This window comes from Bacillus sp. z26, assembly GCF_058313635.1.
This window is the reverse complement of sequence record NZ_JBZFQM010000002.1, coordinates 1,028,222-1,041,118: the sequence shown is the minus strand read 5'-3', so window position 1 is coordinate 1,041,118 and position 12,897 is coordinate 1,028,222. Positions and strand designations below refer to the sequence as shown.

Here is a 12,897-nt window from a genome sequence, read left to right as displayed (position 1 = left end):
GATTTCCCATAGCGCAAGCTAGTAAGAACCCTGAAAGATGATCAGGTTGATAGGTCCGAGGTGGAAGTGTGGTGACACATGGAGCTGACGGATACTAATCGTTCGAGGACTTAACCAAATGATTCAAAACGCAACTTGCCGAACCTACATTATCCAGTTTTGAGAGAATAAAAAAGATGAAATTTCTTTAAAAAAACTCTTGAAAAATGTCAGAAATGCAATTATAATAATAAATGTTGCTGACAAAAATCGTCTGGTGACGATAGCGAAGAGGCCACACCCGTTCCCATTCCGAACACGGAAGTTAAGCTCTTCAGCGCCGATGGTAGTTGGGACGCGAGTCCCTGTGAGAGTAGGACGTCGCCAGGCATTATAAATTATTCCGCAGTAGCTCAGTGGTAGAGCATTCGGCTGTTAACCGAACGGTCGTAGGTTCGAGTCCTACCTGCGGAGCCATATGGAGAGCTGTCCGAGAGGTCGAAGGAGCACGATTGGAAATCGTGTAGACGGTCAACGCTGTCTCAAGGGTTCGAATCCCTTGCTCTCCGCCATAATAACTTACTAAATGGCCCCTTGGTCAAGCGGTTAAGACACCGCCCTTTCACGGCGGTAACACGGGTTCGAATCCCGTAGGGGTCACCACTTAAAAATGGAGGATTAGCTCAGCTGGGAGAGCATCTGCCTTACAAGCAGAGGGTCGGCGGTTCGATCCCGTCATCCTCCACCATAATATTCTAGTATCACATTCACATTGGCGCGGGGTGGAGCAGTCTGGTAGCTCGTCGGGCTCATAACCCGAAGGTCGCAGGTTCAAATCCTGCCCCCGCAATAAAATGGTCCGGTAGTTCAGTTGGTTAGAATGCCTGCCTGTCACGCAGGAGGTCGCGGGTTCGAGTCCCGTCCGGACCGCCATTTACATAATGAAGTTGGCTCAGTAGCTCAGTCGGTAGAGCAAAGGACTGAAAATCCTTGTGTCGGCGGTTCGATTCCGTCCTGAGCCACCATTATAAATTAAAATTTAAATAATATAATCTCATTTAATTATTATGCCGGTGTAGCTCAATTGGTAGAGCAACTGACTTGTAATCAGTAGGTTGGGGGTTCAAGTCCTCTTGCCGGCACTCTTAATAACGGAGGGGTAGCGAAGTGGCTAAACGCGGCGGACTGTAAATCCGCTCCTTCGGGTTCGGCAGTTCGAATCTGCCCCCCTCCACCATTCATATAGGGGCATAGTTTAAAGGTAGAACAGAGGTCTCCAAAACCTCCAGTGTGGGTTCAATTCCTACTGCCCCTGCCAACATGGCGATTGTGGCGAAGTGGTTAACGCATCGGATTGTGGTTCCGACATTCGTGGGTTCGATTCCCATCAGTCGCCCCATTTTTTTAATTAATTTAAATAATAGCTTATATTACCTAATAAATTTTAATTGTTGGGCTATAGCCAAGTGGTAAGGCAACGGACTTTGACTCCGTCATTCGTAGGTTCGAATCCTGCTAGCCCAGCCAACCTATATGCGGAAGTAGTTCAGTGGTAGAACATCACCTTGCCAAGGTGGGGGTCGCGGGTTCGAATCCCGTCTTCCGCTCCAACGAATATATTGGCGGCATAGCCAAGTGGTAAGGCAGAGGTCTGCAAAACCTTTATCACCGGTTCAAATCCGGTTGCCGCCTCCAAAATCATGCCGGTGTGGCGGAATTGGCAGACGCGCACGACTCAAAATCGTGTTCCGTGAGGAGTGTCGGTTCGACCCCGACCACCGGTATCATTAGACAGTAGGCCAAAGCTGTCAAATCAAGGTTCTCAGCATTTTATGCTGGGAGCTTTTTTTATTTTTCCTACACGACAAAAACGATGCATAATCGTGTGCAATGAATCGTGCGAATAGGAGAATTAAATATGAAGAGAAGAAATATATTACTTAAAGAATTTAGATCTCGTAACAAGAGAAACTATAATACGTCTTATTTTCTTTATAAGCTAACCACCATTAATTACCATTGTCTTAGGTGAATGAATCTGTTACTATAATTTTAATTTAAATGAAAACCTTTAAGTGCAGTCCAGAGAGGCTGACAAGGTGGGCGATATACTGTTTGGAGAACGTATTTATACACATATTATTGTATAAAGAAAATACGTTTATTTCTGACATTTTCCACTTGTCACTTTGCGGCAAGTGGTTTTTTTGCTCACCAAGACTAAAACTTGGGAGGAAACAAAAGTGCAATTAAAAGACAAAGATTTTTCATTTCAATCAGTACCTAAAGCAAATCGCAACAGCTTCCTTAAAATGCTTGTTGTTATGCTTGGCTTCACATTCTATTCAGCAAGTATGTGGGCCGGTGGATCATTAGGTGAAGGATTAACATTTATGCAACTGATGGGTGTCATCTTACTTGGAAATCTAATATTAGGGGCATTTACAGGGGCATTAAGTTATATTGCAGCAAAAACAGGATTATCGACTCACTTACTCGCACAATATAGCTTTGGTGAAAAAGGAGCATATATCTCTTCATTCATGTTATCAGCAACACAAGTAGGATGGTTTGGCGTTGGGCTAGGAATGTTTGCCTATCCGGTCTCTAAATTAACGGGCCTTCCACTAGTACCGATTGTTATCATTACAGGGATTTTAATGACAGCAACTGCTTATTTTGGTATGAAAGCTTTAACAATCTTAAGTTTCATTGCTGTACCGGCTATTGCGATTTTTGGTTCAACGAGTGCCGGCATGGCTATTATGGATATGGGCGGATTGGATGTACTTCTTGCTTATCAACCTGAAACTTCATTAACATTAGCAGCAGCTTTAACGATTACAATTGGTTCATTTATTAGTGGTGGGACATTAACACCCGATTTTGCACGCTATGCAAAATCAGGAAAGCATGCTGTAACAACGACAGTCATTGCCTTTTTCTTAGGAAATACGTTAATGTTCTTATTTGGTGCAATTGGTGTAATTGCAACAGGTCATAATGATATTTCAGACGTAATGGTTACACAAGGACTACTATTACCGGCTGTTTTAGTGCTCGGATTAAACATCTGGACAACAAATGATAACTCATTGTACGCATCCGGACTTGGTTTTGCAACCATGTTCAAGAAGCCGAAAGTATTCATGGTTATGATCAACGGTATGATTGGTACGGTATTTGCCATCGTTCTTTATAATAATTTCACAAGCTGGCTAACATTCTTAGGCTCCACTCTACCAGCTATTGGATCAATTATTATAGTGGATTTCTTCTTTATCCAAAAAAGACAATACATTCAGTATGAGAAGGCTAACATTGCAAAAGTACATATCCCAGCCATCATTGCATGGGCTGTTGGTGTCATCTCGGGATTAACATTGCCGGGAATCGCTTCACTAAACACATTATTGATCACAGGAGTTATTTATGTAGTTGCTGTTAAGCTAATGAAAACAACAGTTGTTACTGAAAGGGAAGAGGAGGCAGGATGCTTTTATGCAAAAGTGGGCTAATGCTGCCATCTTTGGACGAGAAGGTCTTTGGGATTTACTAATAGAAAATGGTACATTTGTAAAGATTGTTAAAGCTGGTACAAGTGGATTTGAAAGCTATGAAACAATAGATTTAAGCGGAAAGTTGGTTTGTGCACCATTTATTGAACCGCATATTCATCTGGATACTACCTTAACGGCAGGCCAACCACGTTGGAATGAAAGTGGGACTTTATTTGAAGGTATTCAATGTTGGTCTGAAAGAAAAGATTCTTTAACAAAAGAGGATGTGAAAGAGCGCGCAAAAAAAGCACTTAGCTGGCAAATTGCTAATGGGATAGGTGCTGTGCGTACACATGTTGATACAACAGATCCTTCTTTAATAGCTTTAGAAGCTTTGCTTGAAGTAAAAGAAGAAATGAAGGAATACCTTGATCTGCAAATTGTTGCTTTCCCGCAGGAAGGTCTAATTTCTTATCCAAATGGGCTGGAACTGGTAGAGGAAGCATTAAAAATGGGTGCTGACATTGTAGGAGGCATACCGCACTTTGAATTTACGCGTGAAGACGGCGTTCAATCTATTCGCGAGATTTTTCAATTGGCAATGAAGTATGACAAGCCGATTGATATTCATTGTGATGAAATTGACGATGAACAATCTCGCCATGTGGAAGTTGTAGCCCGAGAAACGATTATGAACGATTATCAAGGCCGTGTTACAGCAAGTCATACAACGGCAATGGGCTCTTACAATGATGCCTACACATATAAATTAATGCGCGTACTTAGACTTGCCGAATTGAACTTCGTAGCAAACCCACTAGTGAATATTCATCTGCAGGGGCGTTTTGACACGTATCCAAAACGCCGTGGTTTAACACGCGTAAAAGAGCTTGATCAAAACGGTTTAAATGTTTGCTTCGGTCATGACGATATTATGGATCCTTGGTATCCGATTGGAAATGGGAATATGCTGCAAGTACTGCATATGGGCTTACATGCTTCACAGTTAATGGGTTATAGTGATATTGCAAACAGTTTGCGTTTTGTGACTGATAATAGCGCAAAAGCATTGAACCTCAAAAACTACGGTATTGAAGAAGGAAATCCGGCAAACTTCGTTGTGCTTAATGCGGAGAATGGCTACCATGCGCTTCGCCTGCAAGCAGAGGTTCTCTACTCTGTTCGAAACGGTAAAATAATTGCTGAAACAAAGCCTCGTGAAACGAAAGTTTTCCTGCAACATCAAAAGATTATTACCTTTATATAAGTATAAGTGAAGATCATCATCAGTTAATGAACTTCCCCTGAAAAGGTAGACACGAATATACCTTTTCAGGGGTGTTTTTTGAGTGAACGTATATTATGAACAATGTACAGTACTTTTAGCATATAAATATCTTCTCCGACCAATGCATATAGGATAAATCCGATTATAATACATGGTGGAGCAATAGCTATTATCTATTTCTTTTTGCAAACCATACGATCACCTCTTTCATTTTATTTTATCAAGCTGAAAGAATCATGAATAACAAATGATGCCAATTGGATAATTGACGAGAGTAGTTCTTCAAGGCTGCTCTCTTTTTTATTATTTATAATAATTGCATGCCTAGTTAAAAAAGAGTAAGAACACAGTTGCTATAAATATTTTTTAGAAAAATCTTATAAATTAAAACAACTTAGTTCAGTCGACGCACAAACTATTCACCTGATGTTATAATACATCGTAAGGCGTACAGGAACCATTTATTTATATGGTGAATGGATAGAAATCTGTTCAGAAGGCATGTTTTATCAGGATAAGATATTAAGTCATATATATTTAGAGATTTTCTATGGTGGCAGAGAAAAAAGAAAGAGAACGTAGTGCATGTTTTGTTAATTAAAAAACTCTTATTTTTAGAGATTGGATTGATTATAGATTATCCTTTGAATCCGAAAAATATATTTATCCGTACCCCAAAATTGGATATGTACAGATGCATTTGTATAGAAAAAATGGAGGTATAAGTAAATGGCAGCCAATAAAGCGAAAATGATTCTAGAGAAAGATTTTAAAATCGCCGAAATTGATAATCGTATATATGGTTCATTTATTGAACATTTAGGCAGAGCTGTATATGGAGGTATTTATGAGCCTACTCATCCTCAGGCAGATGAAAATGGCTTTAGAAAGGATGTTCTTGAATTAGTAAAAGAACTCAAAGTGCCGTTAGTCCGATATCCTGGAGGAAATTTTGTTTCCGGCTATAATTGGGAGGATGGTATAGGACCTAAAGAAGAACGCCCTAATCGTTTAGATTTGGCATGGGGAACTACTGAAACCAATGAAATGGGCACCAATGAGTTTATGAAGTGGGCTAAACTGGTGAATGCAGATGTAAATATGGCTGTTAACTTGGGTACAAGGGGTATTGACGCTGCTAGAAATTTAGTGGAATATTGCAACCATCCCGGCGGCTCCTATTATAGTGATCTACGTATCTCTCATGGTGTAAAAGAACCCCATAATATAAAGACATGGTGCCTTGGCAATGAAATGGATGGACCTTGGCAAATAGGGCATAAAACTGCTGCTGAATATGGAAGAATAGCTCAGGAAGCAGCAAAGGTGATGAAATGGGTAGATCCAACTATTGAACTGGTTGCATGCGGAAGTTCACATCGAAACATGCCTACATTTGCTGATTGGGAAGCAACGGTTTTAGATTATACATATGACCATGTTGATTTCATTTCTCTTCATCAATATTATGGCAATCGTGACAATGATCTATCCAATTATTTAGCGTTATCTTTAGAAATGGATGATTTCATTAAATCAGTTATCTCCATTGCAGATTATATAAAGGCTAAAAAACGTGGTAAGAAAACGATTAATCTTTCCTTCGATGAATGGAATGTTTGGTATCACAGTAATGAACAAGACAAACAGATTGAACCTTGGAGTATAGCGCCACCGCAATTAGAAGATATATATAATTTTGAAGATGCGCTATTAGTTGGGTGTATGTTGATTACTTTGTTGAAACATGCGGATCGAGTTAAAATAGCCTGTCTTGCGCAGTTAGTGAATGTTATTGCTCCAATTATGGCTGAAAATAATGGACCCGCCTGGAAGCAAACCATATTCTATCCTTATATGCATACATCGGTATATGGTCGCGGTATATCGTTAAATCCTATTATTTCTAGTGCTAAATATGATAGTAAGGACTTTACAGATGTTCCCTATTTAGAATCTACAGCAGTATATAATGAAGAAGAAGATACTTTAACGATCTTTGCGGTTAATCGTCACTTGGAAGAAGGATTGGAGTTAGAGGTAGATATACGTAATTTTAATGGATATGAAGTTATAGAGCATATCGTTCTGGAAAATGAAAATATGAAACAGACCAATTCAGTCGATAAAGAAACAGTAAAACCACATTCAAATGGGAATGCAAAATGTAATAATGGCAAAGTAGTATCCGTTTTGCCAAAGTTGTCTTGGAATGTCATTCGTTTAGCAAAACAGAGATAAGGATAAGCGGCTTCCATATGTAGAATATGGAAGCTTTTCTAATAGGTTAAATAATTTTAAGCTGAAGTGAGAGAGAACGATCTACCTTTTATTGATCCCTCCTTTCCCCTGAATAATCTGTTATCGAGAGAAATAGATAAGTCCGATAATATTCCATGTTTACTTGTGGAATACTTTTCTTATGGATTTAGCAGTTTGTTAGGAGGATTTTGATGGATGATTTAAAAAAGGATAGTCTTCAATTAGAGAAAATAAGTCCGTTTGAATTAAAAGATAAACTCATTGATCTTGCAAAAGGAAAAATGAGAATGACTAGAGCAATGCTGGATGCGGGCCGTGGTAATCCTAATTGGATTGCAGCTACACCTAGAGAAGCTTTTTTCACACTTGGACAATTTGCTATCACTGAATCAAGACGCATATGGGATGAAGGTGATTTAGCTGGCATGCCTAGTCGCATAGGTATTGCAGAACGTTTTAATCAATATGTTAAGGAAAATCAGCAAGCGCCAGGGATCCAATTACTAAAAGAAATCATTGATTACGGCATCACTATTAAAAAGTTTGAACCAGATACATGGATCTATGAATTAGTAGATGGGATTATTGGAGATAATTATCCAAATCCGGATCGAATGCTTGTTAGAACTGAACAAGTTGTGCTGGATTTTTTTATAAAAGAGTTGTGTGGTGAAAATACAACATCTGGTCCATTTGATTTATTTGCTGTTGAAGGGGCGACGGCAGCCATGTGTTATGTATTTGATACGTTATATAAAAATTACTTACTGCCTAAAGGCTCAAAAATTGCTGTGATGGTTCCGATTTTTCCACCTTATATCGAGATTCCAGAACTCCCCAGGAATGATTACAAGCTTGTAAAAATTGAGGCATCTGAAATAGACAATGAAGGACAGCATACATGGCAATACCCAGTTGAGGAATTAGAAAAGTTAAAGGATCAGGATATTAAAGCACTCTTTCTAGTAAATCCGAGCAATCCGCCCTCCGTTTCAATGAATAAGGAATCCATTGAACAGATTATTCAAATTGTAAAACAAGATAACCCAAATCTTATTATTATTTCAGATGATGTGTACGGCACTTTTGTTGAGGGATTTCGCTCTCTAATTGTCGATTTACCATTTAATACAATTGGAGTGTATTCATTTTCTAAATATTTTGGTGTGACGGGGTGGCGATTAGGGATAATTTCCATAAATCAATCCAATATATTTGATAAATTAATTAATGAGTTACCAGAAGAAGAGAAAGATATTCTCAATAAAAGGTATGCTACCCTTACACCGGATCTAGATAATCTCAAGTTTATAGATCGAATAGTGGCAGATAGCAGAGATGTTGCGATGAACCACACAGCTGGACTATCTACTCCTCAACAAGTACAAATGGCTTTATTTTCGATTTTTGCAATGCTCGATACTAATAATGAATACAAGCAAAAAACAATAGATATTTTACATCGAAGGATGAATCTATTATATAAAGGTCTGGGTTTACCCAAGAAACACTTGCCTAACGATGCAGACTATTATACAGAAATCGATTTGGAAATCTGGTGCAATCATCATTTTGAAAAAGGATTCACTGATTACCTGAAAAAGAATTATAACCCGGTTGATATTTTATACCGCCTAGCAGAGAAGTCATCGATTGTATTATTAAGCGGTGAAGGATTTTCAGCACCCGTATGGTCCATTCGTGTATCTCTTGCCAATCTAAATGATGAGGACTACTTACATATTGGTCAAGAACTAAAAAAGGTACTAGAAAATTATGTATTGGAATGGAAAGAGAAAATGGGCAATAGTTAGTTCTGACTAACTTTAACGTTCAAAGCAACAGATATGTATATATGTTCGTTTGTTAACAGTATCCCTATCGTTAACGTATCTAAAAGTCTTGCTACAAAATTTATGTAGCAAGGCTTTTAAAGTTTGTTTCTTATTCGAATTTGATGCCACCATCAGTCCGTGGAAAGTAACTAAATCATTGAATTTTTGACTTGCGTTTAGAAGTTATGTAATGTCGCTGTACCCTCAGAATATTTTAGGATTACTCTGTATCCGGTTCCCCCCTACTTGTAGATATGTTTGAGGCTAGTTGGGGACTGAGATCTCGTATAACAAGCGAAGCTTTATTGACCACTTGGAGGTTTAGGGTTACTGGTAAAATTACAAGAGGACGAGAAAGAATGAACCCAGTTGTGGGGATAGGCATAGCTAAAAAAGAAAGTGAAGTACAAAATAAGCTGCTTTAATAGATTGATGCTTTATTGAAAAAGAACGAGAATTTCCTGGATATAGCTTAGGAAATAATATTTATCCAATATAAGAGTAACCTTCCAAAATGAAACTGGAGGGTTATTTGGCATACCCAAAAACAGGATAGCATATAAAAAAATGATATACAGAGAGATATTGATAACCTATTAGCTGGTTCAGATTCTGGAGGTCTCTTTATTAATTCTTCCGGCTTTATTACTATATGGAAATAATATCTAGGTTGAGTTTAGATTGCAAAGTGGTAAATAAGAATATGAGTAATTATGGAAAAGCCTATTTGTTATTAACATAAATACAAAAAGTATAAGGAGGAAAAAAGATGGATGATTTATTCTTAGGTATATTTTTAATTTCTCTTTTAGCTTTAGTTATCGGTTTAGCTAGACCAAGGGTTGCGTTACGATGGCTTCCTGAAAATAAAAGAAAAAGAAGGTATGCATTTTCGATTTTTGGGACTGTAGCAATAGTATCTTTTATTTTATTTGGTGTTACTACATCTCCGGTAGAAGAGGTTGCAGATGGTAGTCAAAAGGTAGAACAAAAGGAAGAAAAAATAGATACAGCTACTGTTGAAGCAGAGGTAGAAACTAAAGCTGAAGAAGAGGCTAAGGCTAAAGCCGAGGCGGAGGCTAAAGCTAAAGAAGAAGAGGAAGCTAAGGCGAAGGCAGAGGCAGAAGAAGCCAGAGCTAGAGAAGAAGAGGAAGCTAAGGCGAAGGCAGAGGCAGAAGCCAGAGCTAGAGAAGAAAAGGAAGCTAAGGCTAAAGCAGAGGCGGAGGCCAAAGCTAAAAAAGAAGAGGAAGCTAAAGCTAAGGAAGAAGAAGCAAAGAAAAAAGAGGAGACACAGTTCTCAGGATATAAACTTATCAAAGTTGATGGTGGCGATTTGTCCGGAAATCGCGAACCTAATGTTGTCGTTGATATCGGCTATGGGGATCGTGAATATTGGGCGTTTACTAATGAATATGGGCAACTAGTACGTGTCATTGCTGACAAGATTATTCTACAAGATGACAGTAACGAGACTGTAACATCATCTGGTAGATATTACTCTGACGAGGCAAAAGTTCCGGGTGTGGAAAGTGATAATTTTGATGAAGGACATATCATAGCTGACTCTCTAGGAGGGGTATCAAATGCTTATAATATTACCCCACAAGAAAGTACATTGAACAGGTATGGCGACCAAGCATATATGGAAAAAGTGATCCGTGATGCAGGTGGTGCGACAAATTTTGAAGCAATTATCACTTATCCGAATACAAAAACACAGGTTCCTTCAAGCTATAAGTATACGTATACCATCAAGGGCAATAAGGTTGTAGATAATTTTGACAATGTTAACCCGGATGAAGTAAACGAATCGCTTGGTTTAACAGAAAGCAAGTCTTCTAACTCAACTAGTTCAAGTAAGAGCTCAACCAATTCAAGTAAGAATTCAACCAGTTCAAACACAAGCGGTAATATTTCTAGTGTTGATACGAACGGTAATGGTGAGGTGACGATTAAAGAAGCAAAAGATGCAGGTTTCAGTATGCCTATAACGAGTGACCACTGGTTGTACCCTTATATGCGTGATAACGATGGTGATGGGATGGTAGGTGAGTAGGCATCTAGACTATAGGAATATTAAAACAGAACCCTCCTAGTTAATAGGAGGGTTCTGTTTGTGATAAATAATCCTTAAACTTCCTCAGTTTAATATGATTTTCTCACGAATACTCGCTAACAGGAACTTTAAGTGAACAATGGAGAAAGCAAAAAGCTGTCTCTTTTTTAATCGCATTAGCAACAATCTTTACGAAATCAGCCTTATGAAAATAATCACCTTTTTTTACTTTACCTAATTAAAATGATGAAGTATCTTCAGCCATATTATTTACAATAAACAAGGATGAATATATAATTATAAATTATTGTAGAATAATAAAAACATTGGAATAGGAGAGTTGTGAATGGAACTATTAGGGATCATTATCATAATAATAGGTTTTGCCTTAAAGTTAGATACTATTGCAGTTGTTGTTGTAGCTGGTATTTCGACTGGACTTGTGGCAAACATGAATATTGTAGAAATTCTCAATACACTCGGAGAAGCATTTGTATCAAATAGAGTAACTTGTTTATTTTTGATTACTATTCCTGTTATAGGGTTGAGTGAAAGATATGGGTTAAAAGCAAAGGCAGTTATGCTGATTAAAAAAGCAAGCAGCTTATCCGCAGGAAAATTACTGAGTGGTTATACCTTTATAAGAGAAGTAACGATTGGTATGGGTGTAACACTTGGTGGACATCCACAATTTGTTAGACCTTTAGTAAGCCCAATGGCAGAAGGTGCAGCCATTGCTAAGTATGGAGATAAAGTCGACGAAAAAGATATTGAAAGAATAAAATCGTACTCAGCAGCATCTGATAATATCGGTAATTTCTTTGCGCAAAATGTATTTATTGCAAATTCAGGTGTACTTTTAATTGCCTCTACATTAGAAGGGCTGGGCATGCAGGTAGATACACTTCAAGTATCGAAAGTTGCTTTTCCGATAGCAGTAATTGCATTTATTTTCTGGACGGTGCAAAATTTATTATTAGATAAAAAATTAAAGCAAAAGTATTCTAGTAAAAATATGGAGAAGGATGAGGTGACCAATAATGAATATAGCGCAATTCTCTAATATTTTATTAGAACTATTTTATATCATGATCGGATTATTTATGGGAATTACTATGGTGTTCACCTTGAAAGATAAGAACCACAAAACAAGAATTGGTACAGCAGTGTTTTGGGGGCTATTAGCAGTAATTTTCATACTGGGAAATTATATTCCAAGTACAATAGTAGGTGTATTAGTAGTTGTGATAGCCGTTTTATCGGCAACTAAGCAAATAAATATTGGAACGTTAAAACAATTAGATGAGACTTTTGCAAACTTAAAGGCAGAAAAATTAGGCTTGAAAATATTCATCCCATCATTGTCTATTGCAGTTATAGCCATGCTTGTGGCTCAGTTTACTAGTTTCCCTGGAACTGTAGCGATTGGTATAGCATCCATATTTGCTTTACTATTTACGTTTGTTTTAACTAAGGGGACTACTAAAGAGTTGTTAGAAGATACTAATAGAATGTATCAATCAATCGGATCATTTGCAATTCTGCCTCAATTATTAGCTTCATTAGGCGTATTATTCACGACTGCAGGTGTAGGTGATAAGATCGCCTCTATTATTTCAAATGTTATACCAACAGGGAACGCATTTGTAGGTGTAGCGACTTATTGCGTAGGAATGGCACTATTTACAGCTATCATGGGGAATGCATTTGCCGCATTTGCTGTTATCACTGTCGGCATTGGTGTACCGTTTGTATTTGCAATAGGCGGAGATCCTCTTATCTGTGGAACTCTGGCATTAACAGCCGGTTACTGTGGAACATTAATAACACCAATGGCTGCGAACTTCAATATGTTACCAGCCGCATTACTTGAACTTAAAGATAAAAATTCAGTCATAAGGGCACAGGCTCCAATCGCTTTAACATTATTAGTTGTTCATATATTTATGATGTATATTTGGGGATTTTAAGATAAAA

7 protein-coding genes, 15 tRNA genes and 2 rRNA genes are annotated in these 12,897 nt (G+C 38.0%); all 24 read left to right on the top strand.

The window, feature by feature from the left end; translation table 11 throughout:
* A 23S ribosomal RNA gene (locus tag AC4G3K_RS10345) occupies positions 1 to 118 on the top strand; the annotation flags it as partial.
* A 134-nt stretch (positions 119 to 252) separates the two neighbouring features.
* Positions 253 to 369: ribosomal RNA gene (gene rrf, locus AC4G3K_RS10340) — 5S ribosomal RNA — on the top strand.
* Positions 370 to 381: 12 nt separating this feature from the next.
* Positions 382 to 456: transfer RNA gene (locus tag AC4G3K_RS10335), tRNA-Asn, on the top strand.
* A 3-nt stretch (positions 457 to 459) separates the two neighbouring features.
* Positions 460 to 551, top strand: a tRNA-Ser gene (locus AC4G3K_RS10330).
* Positions 552 to 567: 16 nt separating this feature from the next.
* Positions 568 to 642, top strand: a tRNA-Glu gene (locus AC4G3K_RS10325).
* A gap of 9 nt (positions 643 to 651) precedes the next feature.
* A tRNA-Val gene (locus tag AC4G3K_RS10320) sits at positions 652 to 727 on the top strand.
* Between the two features lie 28 nt (positions 728 to 755).
* A tRNA-Met gene (locus AC4G3K_RS10315) sits at positions 756 to 829 on the top strand.
* Positions 830 to 835: 6 nt separating this feature from the next.
* A tRNA-Asp gene (locus AC4G3K_RS10310) sits at positions 836 to 912 on the top strand.
* A 16-nt stretch (positions 913 to 928) separates the two neighbouring features.
* A tRNA-Phe gene (locus AC4G3K_RS10305) sits at positions 929 to 1,004 on the top strand.
* Between the two features lie 44 nt (positions 1,005 to 1,048).
* Positions 1,049 to 1,121: transfer RNA gene (locus AC4G3K_RS10300), tRNA-Thr, on the top strand.
* Between the two features lie 11 nt (positions 1,122 to 1,132).
* Positions 1,133 to 1,216: transfer RNA gene (locus AC4G3K_RS10295), tRNA-Tyr, on the top strand.
* A gap of 7 nt (positions 1,217 to 1,223) precedes the next feature.
* Positions 1,224 to 1,297, top strand: a tRNA-Trp gene (locus tag AC4G3K_RS10290).
* 5 nt (positions 1,298 to 1,302) lie between these two features.
* A tRNA-His gene (locus AC4G3K_RS10285) sits at positions 1,303 to 1,378 on the top strand.
* A 53-nt stretch (positions 1,379 to 1,431) separates the two neighbouring features.
* Positions 1,432 to 1,506, top strand: a tRNA-Gln gene (locus AC4G3K_RS10280).
* 8 nt (positions 1,507 to 1,514) lie between these two features.
* Positions 1,515 to 1,589, top strand: a tRNA-Gly gene (locus AC4G3K_RS10275).
* 11 nt (positions 1,590 to 1,600) lie between these two features.
* Positions 1,601 to 1,674, top strand: a tRNA-Cys gene (locus tag AC4G3K_RS10270).
* Between the two features lie 7 nt (positions 1,675 to 1,681).
* Positions 1,682 to 1,763: transfer RNA gene (locus AC4G3K_RS10265), tRNA-Leu, on the top strand.
* Positions 1,764 to 2,222: 459 nt separating this feature from the next.
* Positions 2,223 to 3,497, top strand: coding sequence for a cytosine permease (gene codB / locus AC4G3K_RS10260; protein WP_491133235.1), 1,275 nt, complete (start codon positions 2,223 to 2,225; stop codon positions 3,495 to 3,497).
* Positions 3,481 to 4,746, top strand: a complete 1,266-nt coding sequence (gene codA, locus AC4G3K_RS10255; RefSeq protein ID WP_491133234.1) for a cytosine deaminase — start codon at positions 3,481 to 3,483, stop codon at positions 4,744 to 4,746. Before codB ends, codA begins: the two co-directional genes overlap by 17 nt.
* A gap of 750 nt (positions 4,747 to 5,496) precedes the next feature.
* A complete protein-coding gene (gene arfA, locus AC4G3K_RS10250) occupies positions 5,497 to 7,008 on the top strand; it encodes an arabinosylfuranosidase ArfA (protein WP_491133233.1) in 1,512 nt (503 codons plus the stop codon).
* Positions 7,009 to 7,220: 212 nt separating this feature from the next.
* Complete coding sequence (gene aspD / locus AC4G3K_RS10245; RefSeq protein WP_491133232.1) at positions 7,221 to 8,843, top strand: aspartate 4-decarboxylase; 1,623 nt, start codon at positions 7,221 to 7,223, stop codon at positions 8,841 to 8,843.
* A 1,024-nt stretch (positions 8,844 to 9,867) separates the two neighbouring features.
* Positions 9,868 to 10,920, top strand: a complete 1,053-nt coding sequence (locus AC4G3K_RS10240; RefSeq protein ID WP_491077160.1) for a DNA/RNA non-specific endonuclease — start codon at positions 9,868 to 9,870, stop codon at positions 10,918 to 10,920.
* Positions 10,921 to 11,266: 346 nt separating this feature from the next.
* A complete protein-coding gene (locus AC4G3K_RS10235) occupies positions 11,267 to 11,983 on the top strand; it encodes a DUF969 domain-containing protein (protein WP_491076279.1) in 717 nt (238 codons plus the stop codon).
* Positions 11,961 to 12,890, top strand: coding sequence for a DUF979 domain-containing protein (locus AC4G3K_RS10230; protein ID WP_491076280.1), 930 nt, complete (start codon positions 11,961 to 11,963; stop codon positions 12,888 to 12,890). The genes AC4G3K_RS10235 and AC4G3K_RS10230 overlap by 23 nt, the downstream gene beginning before the upstream one ends.
* Positions 12,891 to 12,897: the final 7 nt, after the last annotated feature.